The sequence below is a fragment of the Ignavibacteriales bacterium genome, assembly GCA_016709765.1.
In the GTDB taxonomy this organism is placed as follows: Bacteria; Bacteroidota; Ignavibacteria; order Ignavibacteriales; family Ignavibacteriaceae; genus IGN3.
This window is the reverse complement of the sequence record JADJMD010000013.1, coordinates 286,456-307,478: the sequence shown is the minus strand read 5'-3', so window position 1 is coordinate 307,478 and position 21,023 is coordinate 286,456. Positions and strand designations below refer to the sequence as shown.

The window sequence follows — 21,023 nt, the reverse complement described above, 5'->3', positions numbered from 1 at the left end:
AAGTCGGTACTTGCAATTTTTTGTTTACCCCATTTTCAAGAATTCTAAAATATTATTTTTTTTAATGACAAATTTTTAAAATGCAACTAGCAAAAGAACTTCTATAAATCTATAATTGTAAAGGGTGTGGAAAATCCTAGTAACCATAAAGACAGCAAACTGATACAGACGATTACAGACATAGATTATCTAATTCCTTTATTTTGATTTAGTATGCAATTTGTCATTTATTATCTAAGTAAGTAACTGGAACAATTTTCATTAAATTATTATTAACCTCAGCTTCATTTTTATCAGTATTTATCAAATTGCCTGCTCTATCTTTAAGATTATGTACGATTATATGAAAACTTATCCATTCATCTTTTTTGTCAAAAAATAAAACGACAGCAGAATCACCTTCCACTATTCCAACTTTAATTACTTCTACGGAAATGTTATTGTTAGCGGTTACTGCGTAATTAGCCGGATCGAAAATATTTTCTCTGGACATTGGCTCAGAAAAAGTCAATAGTATTTTTGAAGGCGATAACAATTGAGCTGATACCGGGAAACTTATTGCCGAAATTAATAATGTGACTAATAATTTCTTATATCCAGATAATACTCTTCTAATTGTAACCTTTGCAATCGTACTTAACATTTTTTCTCTTTCATCTTGAATTCATTGTTCGTATGTATATCAAATTATGATCAACGAGCCATTTATGATTTTAGAAACAAACTATCCAGTTCTTTTCTTTCCTTAAAAGATTTAATCTTGCTTCTCAGCAATCTGTAAACTGTGTAAAAGATAATCGTACCAATTAGTAATTGAATGAAAATCATGACTTACCTCTATCTTAAAAAGATTAATGAACCATCATTTCAGATAAAACCTCAACTATGCCAAAAAAAACAGCAACCCCAAATAGCAGTGCACTAAGTGAAACTAATATTTCGGTTTTTTTCTTATTTCCTTTTCGCATAATATGCTCCTTTACACTGACAAGATGCATCTATTAAGTGATCATAACAATGAAGCAAAGGGATGATAAAAGGATTAAGTCTTTGTTTAGAGTAATAAATCTAAATTAAATTAATTCTATATGTCAGAAAGATTTTATTGTTCATAACTATAGAATGGAAGTAACCATGAATTTGTCTTTATAATTTCTGCCATAAACCTGAATCTGATATCAAGTCCTGCACACCTAGAATCGCAAATTGAACAGCAATACAGATCAGAAGAAAACCCATTATTCTTGAAAGATTATCAATTCCGTTTACACCAAGAATTCTGCTAACAAAACCGGCGCTTCTAAGAACTAACCATGCAATAATTGCAGTAATAAAAATTGCAAGAATTACACCTCCGAATGCAAATGCTTTATCATAACCGTGTCGTCCATCAATCGATGATGATATTGTAATAACTGTTGCAATTGCACCAGGTCCGGCTAAGCTCGGCATTGCAAGTGGACTAAATGAAATGTTACTTTTTTCAATCGCCTCTTGTTTTTCAACTTTTGAAATTTTTGGTTCACCGGGAAACAACATCCTGAATCCAAGAAATCCAATTACCATTCCTCCTGCTATACGAATGCCCGGAATAGAGATGCCAAAGAAAATCATTATAAAATGGCCAGCCAGCAAAAAAACAACTAAAATACCTGTCATATAAATACATGCTAATATAATCTGGCGGTTAAGTTCCTTCTTGCTTAGATGTTCACTTATACCAAGTAATAGAATCGCGGTGCTTAACGGATTGACTATAGGAAGCAATGTTATAAGAGTAACTAAAACAGATGACAAGAAACCGGTTATATTATTCATTTTATATTATTTTATGTTTAAAAACATTTTCATAGCAAACTTCCGAAAGCAATTAGTGCGGAAATGATTATTAAGATTCCTGCAATTTTATTTACCCATCGCAGTCCGACTATATCTAATTTATTTCTAAAAAGTAAAGTAACTGAACCAAGTAAAAGGAACCATAAACAGGAACCGATAAATACGCCAACGGCAAGAACAGTTGCAGAAAAAAATCTAAGTTCGCTATCCAAACCGAGTGCAGCAAATACTGCTAGAAAAGCAAAAATGGTTAATGGATTTGTAAGAGTTAAAAAAACGGTAGTAAGATATGACCTTAAAATTCCTCCATCATTGATTTTAATTTTGGGATCGGCAGGAAGTGCGCGAAATATCTTTATACCAAGGAATAAAAGAAGCGCACCTCCGACCAATCGTATCCATAACTTTTCACTAACGAGTATATCAGATATAAATGTTAGTCCAAATGCAGCAACACTGGCGTAAAACAAATCAGCAGTTGCGGCTCCAAGACCGATTACAAATCCGCTCAGCCTGCCTTCGGTAAGCGTTTTACGAATGCACAATATTCCTATTGGACCAACCGGTACCGCCATTGCAAAACCAATACCTATCCCTTTAAGAAAAAAAATATAATCCATACTATAATCTTTCGATCAGGATGTTCAGGCAAATAGTTATATGTTTAACGTACAAGATGTTGCCTCATCTATTATTTACCTGAACAACCGAGTTTTATAATCCGTTTCAACATTAATAGTAATTGTAAATAGATGATTTCTTTTTTCTTCTAACTTCAAATCATTTCCTACTCGACTCTTGATCGCATCTATATCTTGGTAAGACATTTCATTTAATGAATCTACAATCTGAACACAGGGACAAGTTCTGACAAATTCAGTTTCGCTTAAAGTGTTTAATATATCTAGTATTATAAATCGATCAACATCTGATATAAGTTCTTCATTTGCCATATTTATCTGTATAAAAATTAAATTAAATTAATCCTTCTTTGAAAAAATATCGTTCAGCGAATTTCCGAGAAAATCCATGTCATTATTAAATGCTTTTTTAAATTCTTCCCAATTTTCTTTTCTTTCATACTTAAAGTCATTTAATTTTTTCTTTAGCTCGATATTTTTTTGTTCTAACGTCAGCACTTCATTTTCATATTTAGCTTTAAATTTTGTGCTGGTTGTTTTCATGGCAATTTTAAAATCATCAATTTTTTGCTGATTATCATTAATTCTTACTTCAGCATCGCTTTTGAATTGCTGCCAGTCTTTTTCAAATTGAACCTGTGCATCAATCATATCCTGATTCGCTTGTTCAACATCGTCCTTAGCATTTTCCCGATTATTACAACCGGTAAATGATAAACCTACAATTAACAGAATACCTGCTAATAAGAAAAGTTTGTTTTTCATATTTATCCTTTGCAATTTTTGTTTAAAAAATTTTCCGTAATCCATTACAGATTAACTACAATATGATATGAAGTAATAATGGGTAGTACAATCGGGCAAAGGAATGAAAAAGGAACTACATCTTTTGGTGTATACTGTTTATCAATCACTAAAATGGATAGTAATTAGTACTTCCAACATTCCCAGCCTGAATGATTAATTTTGTTTTTTGATCGTCCAAAACGAGCTGATCGATAATAAACATCTACTCCATTATTTATTGTTGATGTTTTGTAAGAAGGAATGTCCGCACAATCACAATGATCAACCCTTAATTGATCTATGAGAGTCATTGTATTCAGACGACTCAAAGTTGTATCATAATCCTTTTGGACTGAGTTCAAATAATTCTGTACCTTCTCAACATTATAAACAACAACACTAACTTCAGTCTGAAGATTATTTGTGAATTTTTCAAATGATTGTTGAGCAATTTTATTTGCAAAGGATTGAACATCTCCATCATTCAAATTAATATCCAGTTGCTCAAACGAATGAAGATCGAAATAAGATAAGTGTAGGTTCTCTGGTGAAGCTATAATTGTTCGAGAATATTTCCCAAGTTTATTGATTGTGTAAGGAGTTCCTCCAAAGCAAGCAGCAAGAATTGTAAGATCGAATTTTGAAGAATCTGACGTAAAGTCGTTTAATCCTTTTGTTAGATCAGCGATTGTAAAAGTCCTATCGGAATATGATTCATCATAACCTACACCGCCGAATTCAGGAATTTCATGTCCAAAGTATAAAAACATTTTTATCAAATTGCTTTGATTTGCTTTGCTGAAACGGTGGTATGCATCCACTTCAAAATTTAAGTTAGATTTTTCCTGATCGCGCCAATACAATTCATTTACAATGAGTTGTCCGTTTCGATAGTAATAAAACTCACCATCTTTAAGTGGAAAAAAGAATAAGAAGCTCTGACACGGTTTTTGATGAAATATAAATACTTCAGCATAAGAATTTTTCTTAGCAATTCGAATAGCTTCAGCTAATGTTTCTTCATCTGCTTCATACTTGTTATTGTTATTATCGTGATATAAATAATCACCATTTCCATGAATGATGAAAATGATTGAGTATTTGGTTTCCAATAAACTATCTAGTGCACTATGAGATTCTTCCAATACTTGAATATTAGCACTGCACGAAGATAAAATTAAAGTGAACATTGTATATCCAATGCTCACAAAAAGTAATAAGTAATTTCTATTGTTTACAAATCTGTTGTTTGATATCTGCATAAGAAATCTGAATTATCTTCTATAGAAATATTTTTATACTAAAAGCACAACTAAAATTATTATCAACAACAAAGTTACGAGACTAATAGTCAACATTTCTGCTTGTTCTAAGTTCTGAACTACATAATCAGAATAATTGTTTAGCTGGTCATCTGATACTCGTTCAAAGCCATTAGCACCGGCAAGCTCATCCTGGTTTTCCTTCATTGTAGCTTTTAAGCCATCAATACCAACTTGATCTTTATCTGAAATCATACCAGTGCTTTCAAGCGTGTTTAGCGCTTTAGACATTTTCTGAAATGATTCGTTTAAGATTTCACGCTTCTCGATTACATTCTCAGTTACTTTTACTTTGTTTGCAACATTTTTAAAATGTTTTTGTAATTCTTCTTTTCCACCTGCATTTGCGGGGATAACAAGAACAAATAATAATAAGATTGATACAAGAGCCATAATTGTTTTCATCGTAGTTCCTTTTATTAAGTTGAGAAATTTAGCCCGTTAAAACGTATTTAATTAACTGTGGATTTGTAATAGCCCAAGAGGATGAAAAAGGAACTACATCTTTTAGATGATGGGATGGGAAGAAAATGATAGTGAATTTTCTTAGAGTATGAAGACAATTAATTAAGAGCAGTAAAATCCGATCTTGACTTTGGTTCATAAAGATTCATATGTGAACATTATTCAGGTAGCCTTCTTTTAATGCATCGTGATTTGATATTGTAGAATAACGAAATACTAAGTTAATAGCGTGCAACAGGATTTGAATTAATTACCAACCCCGACATTTATATATCGGGCTTTAAGATTAATTAAGTTTTATAAAATCACTTTTATTCTTTTGGAATACTGTGTTTTATTTTATTCCAGGCTTCATTAGCATCTATCTTTACGAAAGTCGGACTTTCATTATTATGACAACTTATACAAAATTCTTCAAGTTTATCATGTACAATTAAACCTTTTTCTACTGCTAAAATTTTATCCTTCATTACCTTCATATCTTTATAAGCTGATCCGGCTCCATGGCAAGTCTCACATTGAACGCCATCTTCAACTTTAAATTTCTTACCTAACATTGTTGCATCAAGATTATAACCGGTTACATGGCATTTTAAACATTCCCAGGTTTCAGCTGCTGGTTTTAAGAAGCCTTTTGCTTTTGCAATCTGATTAGCCGTATCCGTTTTCAAAGTTTCAAATGCTTTTGAATGAGCACTTTTTTGCCAAATTGAAAGCTGGCTACCTTGCTTTTCAGATTTGTGGCACATAGTACAGGATTCGACACCTACATAGGTATTACCACTTTGAGCTAATATTGGTGTTAATGGTAATAGAAAAATAATTATTAGATAATGAATTGAGAGTTTCATAACACCTCCTGTAAGAATGATAAAACAAAAAAATAATTAAATTGTAAACACATAATTGCATACTTCCATTTTAAACAACCGGAAAAGCAAGTTTAAGATTAACTTTATAATGTTTTATCTTACCGCCTTCTACGCTTGCAAGTTGTTTTACTACTTCAAACCCAGTAATTCCTTTTACAGTTTTTGAAGCTTTATCTAATGCTTGAGCAATAGCATCGTCAAAACTTTTTGAAGAAATACCAATTATCTCAATTATCTTTACTGCGCCTTCATCTATGTGGGTATTCATAACTACTCCTTTTTTGTGAAATTAATTATTAAACAAATATCAATTTTACTTTACATTATATTGTGTGCAATCTTTAATAGAACCTATAAATTCATCTATATTTTAAACTAACCTTTTTACGAACATATTTATCCTCCGTCCTATTTTAATTTTGATGAGAAATTATGTAGAGAAATAAGTCAGTTCAATCGTGCAAAAGGATGAAAAAGGAACTACATCTTTTGGGTAGGGAAGTAATGAAAAATAGTTATCGTATTATTGCATTGTGAATACAAATAAAATATTCGCTTTCAATTATTGGTATCAGAACTTTCTTTCTGACGTGTTTTTGACACAGCAGCCATAATTCCCATACCAAGTACGATTATAATGCCTATTATAATCCAAATTGGTGGAGCGCCCATTTCATTGGCTCCCCAGGCTAAACCACTGGCAACAAAGACTGTACCGATTAAATATATTACTAAGTTAGACATCTTAGTTCTTCTTTCTCTATTCGATATCTTCTTTTATCGACTTATGTTTATAATTTTTCCAGAACGAACCAATTCCAACACCTACCGCGTTTATATTTTTTACTATTGGCATTACAGCAGTTTCAATCCCATTACGCATTCTTGTTTCTGTAATTAAAATTTTATCAACACGATTTCTAATACCGCAAACCATAGATTTGGTCATAAGAAACTGAGATTCAACTTCATCAGTAATGTGATTAATTTTTTCTAAAAGTATAAGAATCGATTCGATGAGCGGATTAAGTTTAAATGATAATGACTCGATATCTAAACTAATGGAATGCACTGATCTGACAATCTTAATAATAAAGTAAATCAGTGCAATACAAAGGACTGATGCTGATATAAGAAATATGACTGTTGAAATTTCTATTATATTCAATTTTGTAAACTAGGATTTCTTAGCTTCATTGTTAGTATTGATTCCGGTTTTAAATGAATATTTTAAACTCTCTATTTCGGTTTCAATTTTTTCTTTTCCTGAGTGTAATATTTCTTTTTCTTTTGCATCATCAAAAGCTCGTTCAGCATCTTTTAAAATTTCACCAGGTTTTGATTTTATATCATTCATAATCATTGCATATTTTCTTTTACCTTCATTAAACATTTCACTTGCTTTACTTTTTGTCTCTGAATAATATTTATCAGCATCATCAAAATATTCTTCAGACTTATGTTTTATATCTCCTCTAAGTTCTTTACCGCTTTTGGGCGTTGTTAAAAGAGCAATTATTGCTCCGACTGTACCGCCTGCCAAAAATCCAATCATAAAGCCTTTAGCACTAATAATATTACGTTGCATAGTAATTTCCTTTCACTTATAGTTATTTCTAAATCGATCATACTTAATACTGTTAATTAATTCACCCTTGTTACTTAAAATCATTTCCCAAAGTTTACTAGTGATGCAGTTAGTGATTTTTATTCTAAGATTGTTTTAGCATCTTCATCAGTAGCATTTTCAGTAAACCGGCATTTATTATCCAATGCGAATGGTATCCATATTGTTAATAATTCCAAAAGCGCTTAGCAGCCAGAGTACAACTACAATAACTACTGCTGCATTCAGTATCTTCTTTATCGTACCCTGCATAGGAATATAGCTGTTGATTAGCCAGAGAACTACACCGACAACCACCAAAACAATTACTAATGTTATTAATGACATAGTCATTTTCCTTCTAATTTTTTAAATCGGATTAAATTTCAAATTTTCTATTTTGCTACTTCTTCCTTAATGTGTTTAATAGCCTCATCATAATAACTGAACAGTTCATTTTCATAATCATCAGTTATACGCACATCAGGATCAAACTCCGGACTATTCTTTATAGATTCCCGTGATAGATTCACATAAACTTTTTCTTCACTCCAATCAATTTTTTTTATCCAATTAGGTGATACAAGAACTTTTCTGCCAGGCAGCCAATTGTGTGTATCTATAGTCAAGAATACAAGGTTCCATTTTTTATCATCAACAATAAAATCTTCAACGTGTCCTATTTCTCCTTCATTAGACTGAATATTATAACCTTCAACATTATGTGTGCTTCGCAGATGTGGATCTTCGTTTGCTTTTTTAGGAGAATTATTCTTTTTGTTAGTTAATGTCATATCAACCATAGATGGAATAGGCATAATCCCCACATTTCCATCATTAAATACATCGCCCCAATAAACTGGTAATCCATAATAACTATATAAATCTATTTCTTGTTGGCGGGATACTGTTTTCTTAGTTTCAATGTCTGGACTATTACGGATTTGTTCCATATATAAATTAACTTGAAATGTTTTGGACTGCCAATCAGTTAAACCAAGTTCCGAGTGAGGAATTAATACTTTTCTTTCATTCAACCAACTTCCTGTTTCAACAACTAGGTAACGTATTGTCCACGTATGATCATCAAAATAGAACTCGCTCACTTTTCCGATTTTACCATCCTTGGCACTAATGGTGTAGCCAACTAAACTATTTACACTGCGTTGCATAATGTCTCCTTGTTAAATTATTTTTGATTACTTGTTTTAATGATTGCATTAGTTAATCTGTAGTTAAATGCAAAAGCAATCTAATACCCTATGAAAGTATAAATATTGTGGTCTTACTTCAATCGAGCAAAGGGATGAAAAAGGAGCTACATCTTTTAATAAGTTTATTAAAAAAAAATTCTATCAACAAATCAGGGGAAGTATGGTTAAAGTAGTGATATAGGAAATAGATCTGGATTCTTTTCAATTCCATATTCATTCTATTGTTATAATGGAAGGAATTGAATTTTCAAATTTATTGAAGTGATAGTACATTGCGTTTTGATGAAACACATTAAAATTGTTCCCGTCTGCCTGTGATGTGTTGGGATAAAAACCGAACATAAACTGAAATGCCGGGAAAATAAGATGTTCATTTTTTATCCTGAAGCCAATTCCATATCCTTGATAAAGCTTACTAGTAAATAATGAATTATTATTTGAAGAGATCAGACCAAAATCAGCAAACGTAATAAAAGCCAATTTAAAACCTAAAAATTGTAATGGAGCAAAAATATCAACCTCATAATTCAGTACCAACTTTTTTGCTCCTTTTAAGTAGTTGTCCGAAAAGCCCCTGATTCCACTTTCATTATTATTGAAGTTCAGAATATCAAGTGGTCTGATCGGATCATAGCTGTAGGAATACCTGCTTCCAATGTAATGCCTCCATTTCCATTTGCCGACAACCTGAAGATTTGAGAAATACATCACTTCCAGAATATATGTAAGATTTAACCATTTTTGATTACTGCGAAATGCTCCAATTTGAAAACCCCCGTAAAAATAACCTAAAGAATCATTGTGGAAACTATAACCGGTCTTTAATCCATAATATGGTCTGCTGGAATTTGACCTTATTTCGTAGCCGTAGAGAAACGCAATCATATGTCCCAGTGGAATATCCTCAGTTTTTCCAAGACCGAATATGTAGTGATCCTGATAATATTTTCTATTGGAATATCCAATACGACCCAGATAAAATGTATTATCCTGAAATAAATTCAGTGTATCCAATCTTGGCTTCTGACTGTAAACATTTCTAGTAATTCTTCCAGAGACTTTAAATACATTCTGATTTTCTTCACTTGAATCAAAATGTCTTAAGTTAAATGCGTATCCCAGCCAATAATCCTGTTGATTACAACGAACAGTTTCTATAAGCCCTGATGAATTAAATATTTCAGGATATCTGGTGTTTAGCCAGTTTTGTTCTACACCTCCTGCCCAACTAATAATTGGTGAGAAAAAATCCCTGCCGATGCTAGCGCCATATTGTTCACTATACATATCTGATGCATAATAAATATTTGCAGAAAGAAAAGTCCTTTCAATGTTGTCGAAGGTATAACTGCCATCCCAGTCCCATCCCTGCGTAAGTTTACGATCAAAATTAAGACCACCGTAGAATCTATTTCCGTATCCAAGAAAGTTGATATCATCAATAGCAACACTTCCGGTTTTATTTCCGGGACTGTATGATGCACTGCCATTAAAACTCCAGATATCCTGAACATATACCATAATATCAATGCTGTCAACAGTGTTCTCTATCGGTTTTGGAATAATCCTTACATCATAGACATAAGGACTTTCTCTAATTAACCTTTCACTTTCCAAGATGTAAAAGGGAATAAATATTTGCCCCTCAAAAAAAATCAGTTTGTTTTTAATAAGCCATTCTTTTGTATTTATATGAAGAGTATTCCCAATGTCCTGTAACCAGCTTCGGACTGTGTCTTTGGGGTTCTTTACTGATGCTCCAAATACATCCAGAATTTCAATATTAATTTTTCTAATAATTTTTCCTGTAAATTTTTTGATTATTTTTTTGTCAGGATCAGGAAGTGTAATCCCGGATTCTTGTTCATCATCAATTACTATAATCGACTTTAAGATCTTCGAAAAAAAATTATCTTTCTCCAAATAGTCTTTAATGTCCCGGACTACCTTGCTAGTATCTTTAGATTCAACAATTTCTTCCTGCGCAATGAGAAAGTCTGATATGCAGATAATAAAAAAGCTGATAGTAAGAAAAAGGTAAATAAATTCTGATCGGTTATTCTTCAAATTCATCGGATTGAGCAAATGCTGCTGATAGAGTCCGGGTTTATTTCTTCTATTCGCTATCCTTTTGCATTTATCCATTGCGGTGGCTTTTAGTAATTATAAAAAAGCTACTCTTTTTACTTAATGTAATGATGCTGTGAAAAATGTAATGATGGAAAAAGAATTAGATTAACTATTAAACAGTACAAAATATAACTTAAGAGTTTTATGATTATAAGTTTGTAAACAAAGCCCCTCTCTTTCTTTTCATAAAAACCATTTTTGTTATTTAACTTTAATTTGAACGCATCTAAATGCCCATGATTAACATAGGACTTTATAAAATTGCAAACCATCCACCTAAAATTGCTTCAAATATTCCATCATCACTATTTATGATACAACAATATCGAGGGTAAAATCAATCGCCCTAAGGGATGAAAAAGGGACTACACCTTTTAGGTGAGAATAAATGTGTGCCAAAATTTTAATTTGCAGTTTCTGATGACACAAAAAATTGCTTATTTAAAATCCAACAACATCACCAACTCCGCTTCGAAGAGCGAACCAGAGAAACTGGAAAAAATGGTCTGTCGGTTTTCGTTTGTAATTTATTTCACCAATTTTCATTAAGCCTTTTTCATCCGGCAAGTTGGTTGTTCGGATAATAAACATATCACCAATAAAATTGGAGAGATGATTGAAAACTCCTAAATCAAATCCAATATTTTTATTTAAAATTGCTATTGCCAGATTATCATAGGCAACGCGCAAATTACCACTAGCATGGCCAGAATTTACATTGATATTAAAAGCTGCGGATTGAATGAATCCGGATTTAATTTGCCGATTTTCAACGGGCTCAATAAACACATTCAGTTTAGATAAATCCATTTTGCTTAGTGAACCTGAGCATTTTATAGAAAATTCTTTTGATGTAAGAGGAATTGCCATAAACACTTTCATCTCAGCGGAATTCATAAAAAGTCCATTCCCACGAATAATGGTAGTTTCGGGTTGAGCTGTATGATTAGCAAATCTACTTACTGAAATGTTGAATTTATCGAATGTAATTATGCCTGGTGTAGTATTAATAGCAAATCTCTCAGAATATTTCAACCGTCCGTTAGATATTTCAAAACAGTCTATGTTAATTCTTTCCTTCATCGCAGGCAGTATTTCATTGGGCATTTGTGGATATGGGGTCTTCTTGTCATAGGGCTTATCCTTATTCAATAGAATATCTGTAAACAGATCCTGTGCATAAATTTTTCTGGCAGTGTATGTATTACCCTGAAGCAGGGACATGAAATTAAGACCTATTACTTTAATTTGAGAAACACCAAACCGAACTCTGGTTTGCCTGAACTGACTTTTCACAAAGAATTGTTCATCGTTAATTAAAGGGCGGTATTTAATTGAATCGAACACTATTTCAGAATCAGGTACCGATATATGCAACATACCAAGATAAAGTTCTTCCTGAGACTTATGAAAACTGAATACAATATTTTGTGCTTTAATTACTGAGCTTGAAAGATTATTAGGATTAAAATCAGTTTGCATTAAAAATTTTATCCAACCGATTCCACTAATTGAGAATGAATCAAGGCTACAAGTGAAGGTTGAGTCTTTATTTTTTAGTGTTATAGAATCACACTCCAAAAGATTCTGCCACACACTATAATGGATATCGCCAATCTGTAATGAATATTCTGGATAAGCTTCTGTAAAGGCGTTTGAAATTTTGTTTTTTACAAAGGCGTTAATAAAAGGGTCCGGAAAGAAAACAAAGATTATTACACTAACGAGAAATATCGCGCCAACAATAAAACTTACAGTTTTCACAAATTTTCGTGGTGATATATTTCTCCAATCAGACCATTTATTTCTATTGTGTGTTGTTTTTATCATCCTTTTTTCTCCTTGCTGGATTTGGGAACAGATAGTTCATCAGAGTTTTCTGATCTGAGCAACACAGCAATCCATTTTGTGCTTTCATTATTTTCAAATGCAAACTTCAATGTCATAGTTAGCGGAACAGAAAGAATTGCACCTGCCAATCCAAGCAAGGAACCCCAAAAAACAAGAGAAAGAAAAACGACCAGCGTAGAGAGCCCAAATTTTCTGCCCATCAAACGAGGTTCAACAACATTACCTATTATAAAGTTAACAACAATATATCCCACCATAACCAGCACAGCACTACCAATTCCAAACTGTATGAAAGCCAAAATCAACGCTGGGATAGCAGCTACAATAGATCCAATATTAGGGATATAATTAAGCAGAAAGGCTATAAACCCCCATAGTATTGGATAATCTACATCAAGAATGTATAACCAAAACGCTATCAAAACACCTGTAGCCAAACTTAAAAGAGTTTTAATAACCATATAACGTCGCATATCATTAACGAATTCCGTAAACTTAGGGAATTTTTGTTTTGGATCACCAAGTACTGCACGAAGCTTTATAGGAAAGCTTGATACTTCAAGCATGATAAAGGTTACGGTAAGTAGTACAAGGGCAAGATCGGAAAGCACAGAACTCAGTCCAGATAGCAAGTTGGCAGTAAGCTTTAGCAGTACTTCCGGTTTAACATAATCTAGTAATAATTTTTGAGTGCCTGAAAAACCCTTACTTCTTAAATATGCGCTAAGCTCCAGGACTTGTTCCCGAATATTTGACTGAAATAAAGGCAACTGATCTAAAAAGTTGCTAAAAGATGAGCCAATCTGTGCGCCAATCAGAATTATAATAAATACCATTCCTGCCATAACGATCAGAACTGCAACTACGGATGGAATATGTTTTTCTTTTAACCAGAGCAGCGGTGGAATTCCAAGTGAGGCAAGAAAAACAGAGACAAGAAATAATACAACAACTGACTGGGCAAGATAAACCCCTGAGATTATTATCACTATTGCAGCTGCACCGACAATAATGCGAAATCCAGGGAAAGAATTAATTTTCTCAGTCATAATATTTTATAATTGTATTTTTTTAAGTCTTAAATCAGAAACCATTGCAACTGCCGAAATAAAATAAAATATCACAAACCAGTTGAGATATTCTTTGGCAAACAAATATCCAAGCAATGAAATTGTAGAAACAACTGATGCTGCTAATACAGTTGGAATACCTGTGAAGCCCTTTTGTTTATGTGCTGTAAAGTATGCCAGTCTTATTGATGCTGCACCAATATTTAAAAATCCAGCAATGAGCATGGCAATACCGGTTATGCCTAAGAACCAGCCAAAAACAACCGAAGCAGAAACAGCCATAAAATCAGTAAAACTATCTAGGTGCAGTCCCAGCGCACCACCGCCAATTGCTCTTGCTAACTTTCCATCAAAATAATCTAAAAGGAATTGCATGAGGATAAGGAAGTAAGCAATTACTAAAAATCCTTTGAAGGAGAAATAAACTGAAAAGGAAACACACAAAAGACCAAGCAGAGTAAGCATGTCCGGCAATCGTAGTGTACGGAGTTGGTTAAATAACATAGCTATATTTCCTTACAAATTCTTGAGAATTTATGCCTGGTCTTCAAGTATGATTGCAACTTTAACAAAAAATATTTTAGCACTTAACACAAGTTCAGACCGCACGTCTACCGTTAATAATGTTTACTAAAATCATTATAACAGCAATTACAAGAAGTATGTGAACAAAACCACCCATTGTGTACGATGTGACTAGTCCGAGCAGCCATAATACAACTAGAACAACTGCGATTGTATATAACATAGTAAGTAGCCTTTCAATTAAGTATTTCTTCGTTTAGATTCTATGTTAAGGTAAGAACATAAATATGTTAGTTCAATCGAGCGAAAGGATGAAAAAGGAACTACATCTTTTAGATTAGCAAGAACTTATATTAGTCTGAATTGGATTTTTTACCGAACAAAAAAACTACACCGCCTATTACCATTATACCTATACCAATAAATGGTGACCAATTTGCTGTATGATCTTTGTCCGCTGTTATTTCAACGCTGCCTATATCAACAATTTTTTCTCTTGTTACGTATGTAAATCCGGTATATAGAGTCATTATCAAACCAATTACGACTATTGCTAAACCAATTGTTTTTGCATTCATTGTTTTGAGCCTTCCTTCAGATATTAAATAGATTTTGTAATTAATATTATGCTGAGTTTAGTAACCGTAGAATATTTGCTTCTAAAGAATCCTGGGGCAAACTCTGTCTTGTAATTAAAAACTCAACAACCAGCTCTCCTGTGCCATCTTCATAAATATTTCAAACTCGGCCAAACCGTTTTTCAAATTAATCAAAGTAGAATCGAGATTTTGTCCCATCGATTTATCCATTAAAAGTTTTCCTACTACTCCTTCTCCAGATTGTATCTTGTTGGCAATCTTAGATAAATCTTGAATGACAGCAGATGTACTGTCTATGTTTGAATTTAGAGCTATCAGAATATTGTCAATTTCTTGTGACTTATCCATAAAGACTACAAACTTTTCTGAACCGTCCTTCAAATTAATTATTGTTGATTGAATATTTTCTCTCCAGGTTTGATCCATCATCAGTCTTCCTATTGTTCCTTCGCCTGATTCTATATTTGTTGAAATTTTAGCCAAATCTCCTGTAATAATTGCTGTATTATCAATAGTGGTTTTTAATGATATCATAATATCATCTACATCAATTGGTTGGGCTGTCTGAATTATATCATTATCCTCTATACTCTTTTTTCCACCGGTACCAGGATTTATAACTAAAACTTTATTCCCAATAAGTCCCTCTGAACCAATAGTAGCAACAGCGTCCTTCTTAATAAACTTTCTGCTGCTTTCATCAATAACAATTTCAACTCTAACAGTTGTATCGCTCACTAAACTAATACTCTCTACTGTTCCTATACTTATTCCGGATAAGCGTACATTATTTCCTGCCTGCAGTCCTGCAACATCAGTAAACACACCTGTTAAACGGAAAGTACTCTTGAACAATAGCTGTTTCTCCCCGATAAAATATATTGCTAAAATCAATACCACTAAACCAAGTGTAACAAATATTCCTAATTTGATTTTATTGGTTGAATTTTTTTTCATAATAAATACTCCTGCTTAATTCCATTCTGTTTCATTCAAAAAATGATCGTATCCAAGGATCTTCGGATTTCTCCAGATCGTCAAACGTTCCTTCTGCAGCACATACTCCATCTTTGATTACAATAATTCTATCAGCTGTTAGTTTGGTACATTCAATATCGTGAGTAATAATAATGGAAGTGGTATCGTATTTCCTTTGCACTTCCAGAATAAGATTACTTATTTCTTTCGATGTTATAGGGTCCAGCCCTGTTGTGGGTTCATCATAAAGCATTATCTCTGGTTTTAAAATTAATGTGCGCGCTAAACCTAAGCGCTTACGCATACCTCCGGAAAGTTCTGAAGGTGTTTTATCAATTGCTTTATCAAGTCCAACATCGTGCAATGATTCTGTTATAAGCGAGTTTAATTCTTCTTTTGATAACGAACGCAATTTTTTTCGGAGCGGGAATTCGAGATTTTCTCTTACTGTCATTGAATCATAAAGTGCTCCGCTTTGAAAAAGGAAACCAATTCTTTTTTGTATATCAGCAAGTTTCCTATTCTTTAGTTCAGCAATATTTTGACCAAAAATAAAAAGTTCACCATCATCAATTTGTATTAACCCAACAATACATTTAATAAGCACCGATTTACCTGTTCCGGATTGTCCGAGTATGGCAAGATTTTCTCCTTTATTAATAACAAGATTAATATCCCGCAATACGTGATTATTCCCGAAAGATTTCTTAAGATGCTGCATCTTAATTACAACATCATTTTGCTGCTTATTATCAGTGTCAGCTATAGTTGCAATATGATCTGTATGCTTTTGCATTTTTCTATCTAGTCAATTTTAACTTTGAAGAAGACTTGTAATTTGCACTGCTATCATATCTATTATAAAAACCATTAAAGACGATAGTACCACGGCTGAATTTGCTGCTTTACCTACACCTTCAGTACCTTTATTTGAATTATATCCTTTATAACTTCCTATAAGTCCGATTACAAACCCGAAGAAAAAAGTTTTAACGATGGCCGGTAATAGATCATTAAATTCCAGGCTTTGAAATATCTGAGAAAAAAACAAATAAGAACTGACATTTCCTTTTATATTAACACCGGCAAGTGAGCCTAATAAACCAAAACCATCAGCAAGAATTACCAGGATCGGAAGCATTAATGTTGCAGCAAGAACTCTTGTAACGACAAGATATTTAAATGGATTAGTGTCTGACACCTGCATCGCATCAATTTGTTCAGTAACATTCATTGAAGCTAGTTCTGCTCCTATTCCCGATCCAACCTTTCCGGCAAAGATTAGTGCCGTGATAACAGGTCCAATTTCACGAATAATTGAAACTGCCACCATTGCCGGCAGTAAAGATTCAGATCCAAATTTTGCCAAAGTAGGTCTTGATTGAATAGTTAGCACTAGTCCGATTATAAATCCAGTAATAGCCACTAAAGGAAGTGACTTGTAGCCAATCAGAAAAGACTGTTTCATCACTTCATTAAACTCATACGGTGGTTTGATTACTTCTTTAAAAAAACGCAAAGTAAAAGTTGTAGTTGATGCTACTTCCAAAAAGAATTGTTTAAACATCGAATCAGTTATAATCTCTGGAGATTCTTCTATTACGATTTCAGTTGTCTCTTTTTCAGTTTGCGAATGCGGATAAATTTTTTTTTCCATTTGTACATTTATGTTAATTTATTCTTGAATGATGTTAGAGAGAATTATGATTTTGTACAATACGGCAAAAGGATGAAAATGGGACTACATCTTTAAGGTGTTTAACGTTAAATATTTAGCTACAAATTAATTAGATCGTGTTTGTTCGTTATTAAAATTATGCGGCTTTGTGATATTTGTGATTGTTACATTGAAGGTATTACCAGAGAATCCTGATAAGTAATTCAGATTTATCTGTCGTGTTGACTGTTACAAATTCTTCGAAATGACTTTCTTAGAATTATCTTATGACCTGGGAACGAAAATCTATTTAACTAGGCTACACTAAAGTTTTTTTTATAAACTTATCGGCTTTTCTGCTATAGGCCATTTTTTTCTGATTTACTGTGAATCTTTTAGTCTCTGCTTTTTCCCTTTCGATAAGCTTAAGCGCTTCTGATTCTTCTGTTTTAAATTCAGATTTTAATACTACAATTTGAGCTTCTGTTGCTGCACGTTTTAGTTCTATTTCAGATTGCTTTCGTTCAATTTCTTGCTGCCGTGATAATTGTTGAGCTTCGTTTGTTGCTTCTTGAGTTAATCGAGCTGAACCCGTTAATACACCTTCAGGTCCAACATAAACATCAAGCAGTTCAATTCCACAATCTGTTAGTATAAATTCACGGATTTGGTTTGAATGATCCATTCCGCGTGATTTAAGAACATATAACCCTCTGTTACGTTCACCGCCAATTTCAATATCACGTAATAGAAGCCAGGTATCTATTAATGATGATATTGCCATATCAGTAAGCTCCTGAGTAGTACCTGCATTAGAAAGGCTTGCGAAAAATGCAGTGATATTCCTCATCTTTAAAAAATCTACAAGACGAAGAAGCATTATTTTAACTTCAGTTTGATTTCCTCCTATAACGAATGCATCAATAGGATCAAGAATCACTATTTGCGGATCAACCTTATTAATCAATTTGATAGAAGTTGTTAAATGATGTTCCAATCCATGCAGTGTTGGGCGAGTTGCGTGAAAATATAACAAACCTTTTTTTACCCATGGTTCTAAGAGAATTCCAATAGAAGACATATTACGCATAAATTGACTTGGAGATTCTTCGAATGCGAAATAAAGAACACGTTCTCCACGTTTACAAGCTGCTTCAACAAATTGTGCAGCAAGACTTGTTTTGCCGGTACCCGCAGTTCCTGAAACAAGTATTGTACTGCCGCGAAAGTAACCTTTACCGGAAAGCATTGTATCAAGACGCGGAATGCCGCTGGAAATTCTTTCTCTCGAAGAAATGTGTTTCAATCCAAGTGAAGTAACAGGCAGAACGGAAAATCCATCTTCATCAATTAAGAAAGGATATTCATTTGTACCGTGTGTTGAGCCACGATACTTTACAATGCGTAATCTTCTTATGGAAGACTGATCGCTAACACGGTGATCCAGCAGAATAACACAATCAGAAACATATTCTTCCAAACCCTGACGCGTTAAAGTACCATAGCCTTTTTCACCAGTCACTATTGTTGTAACACCCTTTTTTTTCAACCAGCTGAATAATCGCCGCAATTCTGTGCGTACAATAGTAGCATTAGGAAGCGCCGAAAAGAGTGATTCAATGGTATCCAAAACAACACGCTTAGCGCCAATACTTTCGATTGCGTGGTGAATACGGACAAATAAACCCCTTAAATCATATTCACCGCTCTGTTCTATTTCGCCACGTTCAACATGAATGTGTTCAAGCCAAATCTTTCTGTGTTTTATCAGGTTATTCAAATCGAATCCTAATGAAGCAACGTTTGCCGTTAGCTCTTTTTCTGTTTCCTCAAAGGAAATGAAAACACCGGGTTCATTATTGACTGTTGCACCGCGTACCAGAAATTCCATAGCAAATAATGTTTTACCACATCCCGCACCTCCGCACACAAGAGTTGGTCGTCCTTTGGGTAAACCACCGCCTGTTATTTCATCAAAGCCTTGAATACTTGTTGGAGATTTTGGAAGGATTTTTCTTTGAAATTTAGGTTCATTTTTTTTCATGATATCTTATATAATAATTAGTTGTTCTTTATAATTTAAATCGTCATTCATCATCAACAGAGTTGAATTTCATATTCTTTATCAAGAAGACAATTAATTATAGACAAAGTCAGACTGCTAAAAAATAGACCAAAGGGATGAAAAAAGGATTATAATTTTTGGAATAGAGTTAAAGAAAGTAAGATTACTCTTCGAGTAATGAAGTTGTATCTATTGCTGTTTTATAAGATTCAGATAGATGAGCGTGTTTTGCAATCTGCACACGCGTATTAAGTGCAAGTTTTTCAAGGATGTTATGTACGTGGCTTTTTATTGTGTAGGTTGAAAGATTAAGTTTTTGTGCTATTTCTTTATTTGTAGAACCATCAGCTATCAATTCAACTACCTGACGTTCACGTTTTGTCATCCGGACTGAATCATTAATTACCCTTGGAGCTAATCCATTTATCGCCTGTTCAACAATCTGTGTGAAAAGTGATCCTGTTAAATGCGGAGGTAAAACTTGTGCACCTTCAAACACTGATCTGATGGTTTTTAAAAACTCAGCAACGCTTATGTCTTTAAGCATAAATCCGGAAACACCTGCTTGCACAAATTCAAAAACGTCTGCCTGTAACGGAATAAGATCCATTACAATTATTTTGATTTTCTGAAAATTTGTCTTTACAAGTTTTACAACTTGTAAACTGTTATGATTTCTTAAACCAAGATCGAGAAGTACAATGTTTGGGTTAAGCTTCCCAATAAGCGCTAAAATATTTTCTCCATTACCAACAGTTGTAACAACATTCATATCAGGCTGCTTTTTTAGTAACGCAGAAATGCCTTCGCGCAGAAGTCGATTATCTTCAATAAGTAGTATCTTGATTTTTTTCATTGTCTTATTAAATTTTGATTAGCTAAATATAATTATGTTTTAAATTAAAACTTTATAAATTTAATTAAAAATCGCAACAAATTATTAAACATTTATTTGTATGATCGGGTTACATTCAAGATCTAACATATTGGTTGGGGTGTATCTCCCAGCCAAGATCTTAACACAATACTAGTAAGTATTTAGCTCTTTGTTTTGTGATAAGAAGGCCCTGTATGATTTCAATTTGCGGAGCCATTTAAAAATCCATTTTCAGACTTTTATTATTTTTTACTACAGATAGAACATGAATTTGGCTCTAATGATCTGAAATACTACTAATTCTAATAACCTCACATTAATAGAAAATATATAAATGTATAGTTCTATGTTTTATCCTTATTTTAAAGTGATGCAAAATGTTTTTCGTTTTATCAACTTAAGTTAATTGAAGAAAAGTATTGATTTTCAGTACATGAAATCGGAAATTTATCGGGAAGATGATTTATCATATTTGTGAAATTGGATTAATATCTGATAAGACATATTAAAAAGATAATATTTTATT

The 21,023-nt window shown here is 33.0% G+C and carries 25 protein-coding genes; all 25 read right to left on the bottom strand.

Features of this window, described 5'->3' with window-relative positions:
* Nucleotides 1-223: 223 nt before the first annotated feature.
* Nucleotides 224-643, bottom strand: a complete 420-nt coding sequence (locus IPJ23_10990; GenBank protein ID MBK7631204.1) for a hypothetical protein — start codon at nucleotides 641-643, stop codon at nucleotides 224-226.
* A gap of 503 nt (nucleotides 644-1,146) precedes the next feature.
* Entirely contained in the window at nucleotides 1,147-1,818 is a 672-nt protein-coding gene (locus tag IPJ23_10985) for a MarC family NAAT transporter (GenBank protein ID MBK7631203.1), read from the bottom strand.
* 29 nt (nucleotides 1,819-1,847) lie between these two features.
* Nucleotides 1,848-2,459, bottom strand: a complete 612-nt coding sequence (locus tag IPJ23_10980; GenBank protein MBK7631202.1) for a LysE family transporter — start codon at nucleotides 2,457-2,459, stop codon at nucleotides 1,848-1,850.
* A 75-nt stretch (nucleotides 2,460-2,534) separates the two neighbouring features.
* Nucleotides 2,535-2,792 (bottom strand): hypothetical protein, encoded by a 258-nt coding sequence (locus IPJ23_10975; protein MBK7631201.1) that lies wholly within the window; start codon nucleotides 2,790-2,792, stop codon nucleotides 2,535-2,537.
* Nucleotides 2,793-2,819: 27 nt separating this feature from the next.
* Nucleotides 2,820-3,245 (bottom strand): hypothetical protein, encoded by a 426-nt coding sequence (locus IPJ23_10970; protein MBK7631200.1) that lies wholly within the window; start codon nucleotides 3,243-3,245, stop codon nucleotides 2,820-2,822.
* A 164-nt stretch (nucleotides 3,246-3,409) separates the two neighbouring features.
* Entirely contained in the window at nucleotides 3,410-4,456 is a 1,047-nt protein-coding gene (locus tag IPJ23_10965; GenBank protein ID MBK7631199.1) for a hypothetical protein, read from the bottom strand.
* A 105-nt stretch (nucleotides 4,457-4,561) separates the two neighbouring features.
* Nucleotides 4,562-4,993, bottom strand: coding sequence for a hypothetical protein (locus IPJ23_10960; GenBank protein ID MBK7631198.1), 432 nt, complete (start codon nucleotides 4,991-4,993; stop codon nucleotides 4,562-4,564).
* 371 nt (nucleotides 4,994-5,364) lie between these two features.
* A complete protein-coding gene (locus IPJ23_10955; protein MBK7631197.1) occupies nucleotides 5,365-5,904 on the bottom strand; it encodes a cytochrome C554 in 540 nt (179 codons plus the stop codon).
* 70 nt (nucleotides 5,905-5,974) lie between these two features.
* On the bottom strand, nucleotides 5,975-6,193 hold the full coding sequence (locus IPJ23_10950) for a dodecin domain-containing protein (protein ID MBK7631196.1): 219 nt from the start codon (nucleotides 6,191-6,193) through the stop codon (nucleotides 5,975-5,977).
* Nucleotides 6,194-6,483: 290 nt separating this feature from the next.
* Nucleotides 6,484-6,669 (bottom strand): hypothetical protein, encoded by a 186-nt coding sequence (locus IPJ23_10945; GenBank protein ID MBK7631195.1) that lies wholly within the window; start codon nucleotides 6,667-6,669, stop codon nucleotides 6,484-6,486.
* Between the two features lie 16 nt (nucleotides 6,670-6,685).
* Nucleotides 6,686-7,093, bottom strand: a complete 408-nt coding sequence (locus tag IPJ23_10940) for a hypothetical protein (GenBank protein ID MBK7631194.1) — start codon at nucleotides 7,091-7,093, stop codon at nucleotides 6,686-6,688.
* Nucleotides 7,094-7,102: 9 nt separating this feature from the next.
* Nucleotides 7,103-7,513: a YtxH domain-containing protein gene (locus IPJ23_10935; GenBank protein ID MBK7631193.1), complete on the bottom strand. Its 411-nt coding sequence runs from the start codon at nucleotides 7,511-7,513 to the stop codon at nucleotides 7,103-7,105.
* A 177-nt stretch (nucleotides 7,514-7,690) separates the two neighbouring features.
* Nucleotides 7,691-7,879: a hypothetical protein gene (locus IPJ23_10930; GenBank protein ID MBK7631192.1), complete on the bottom strand. Its 189-nt coding sequence runs from the start codon at nucleotides 7,877-7,879 to the stop codon at nucleotides 7,691-7,693.
* A 47-nt stretch (nucleotides 7,880-7,926) separates the two neighbouring features.
* The gene (locus IPJ23_10925; GenBank protein ID MBK7631191.1) at nucleotides 7,927-8,703 is read right to left on the bottom strand and encodes a PRC-barrel domain-containing protein; all 777 of its coding nucleotides are present in this window, start codon (nucleotides 8,701-8,703) and stop codon (nucleotides 7,927-7,929) included.
* A 255-nt stretch (nucleotides 8,704-8,958) separates the two neighbouring features.
* The gene (locus tag IPJ23_10920) at nucleotides 8,959-10,890 is read right to left on the bottom strand and encodes a hypothetical protein (GenBank protein ID MBK7631190.1); all 1,932 of its coding nucleotides are present in this window, start codon (nucleotides 10,888-10,890) and stop codon (nucleotides 8,959-8,961) included.
* A 426-nt stretch (nucleotides 10,891-11,316) separates the two neighbouring features.
* Nucleotides 11,317-12,705: a hypothetical protein gene (locus tag IPJ23_10915; GenBank protein ID MBK7631189.1), complete on the bottom strand. Its 1,389-nt coding sequence runs from the start codon at nucleotides 12,703-12,705 to the stop codon at nucleotides 11,317-11,319.
* Complete coding sequence (locus IPJ23_10910; GenBank protein ID MBK7631188.1) at nucleotides 12,702-13,775, bottom strand: AI-2E family transporter; 1,074 nt, start codon at nucleotides 13,773-13,775, stop codon at nucleotides 12,702-12,704. Before IPJ23_10910 ends, IPJ23_10915 begins: the two co-directional genes overlap by 4 nt.
* 6 nt (nucleotides 13,776-13,781) lie before the next feature.
* The gene (locus IPJ23_10905; protein ID MBK7631187.1) at nucleotides 13,782-14,300 is read right to left on the bottom strand and encodes a CDP-alcohol phosphatidyltransferase family protein; all 519 of its coding nucleotides are present in this window, start codon (nucleotides 14,298-14,300) and stop codon (nucleotides 13,782-13,784) included.
* A gap of 94 nt (nucleotides 14,301-14,394) precedes the next feature.
* Nucleotides 14,395-14,544, bottom strand: a complete 150-nt coding sequence (locus tag IPJ23_10900; protein ID MBK7631186.1) for a lmo0937 family membrane protein — start codon at nucleotides 14,542-14,544, stop codon at nucleotides 14,395-14,397.
* Nucleotides 14,545-14,674: 130 nt separating this feature from the next.
* Entirely contained in the window at nucleotides 14,675-14,899 is a 225-nt protein-coding gene (locus IPJ23_10895) for an LPXTG cell wall anchor domain-containing protein (protein MBK7631185.1), read from the bottom strand.
* A 114-nt stretch (nucleotides 14,900-15,013) separates the two neighbouring features.
* Nucleotides 15,014-15,877, bottom strand: a complete 864-nt coding sequence (locus IPJ23_10890) for an MCE family protein (GenBank protein MBK7631184.1) — start codon at nucleotides 15,875-15,877, stop codon at nucleotides 15,014-15,016.
* 31 nt (nucleotides 15,878-15,908) lie between these two features.
* A complete protein-coding gene (locus tag IPJ23_10885; GenBank protein ID MBK7631183.1) occupies nucleotides 15,909-16,694 on the bottom strand; it encodes an ATP-binding cassette domain-containing protein in 786 nt (261 codons plus the stop codon).
* An 18-nt stretch (nucleotides 16,695-16,712) separates the two neighbouring features.
* Nucleotides 16,713-17,465: an ABC transporter permease gene (locus IPJ23_10880; protein ID MBK7631182.1), complete on the bottom strand. Its 753-nt coding sequence runs from the start codon at nucleotides 17,463-17,465 to the stop codon at nucleotides 16,713-16,715.
* 409 nt (nucleotides 17,466-17,874) lie between these two features.
* Entirely contained in the window at nucleotides 17,875-19,599 is a 1,725-nt protein-coding gene (gene kaiC / locus IPJ23_10875) for a circadian clock protein KaiC (GenBank protein MBK7631181.1), read from the bottom strand.
* Between the two features lie 184 nt (nucleotides 19,600-19,783).
* A complete protein-coding gene (locus tag IPJ23_10870; protein MBK7631180.1) occupies nucleotides 19,784-20,476 on the bottom strand; it encodes a response regulator transcription factor in 693 nt (230 codons plus the stop codon).
* Nucleotides 20,477-21,023 lie beyond the last annotated feature (547 nt).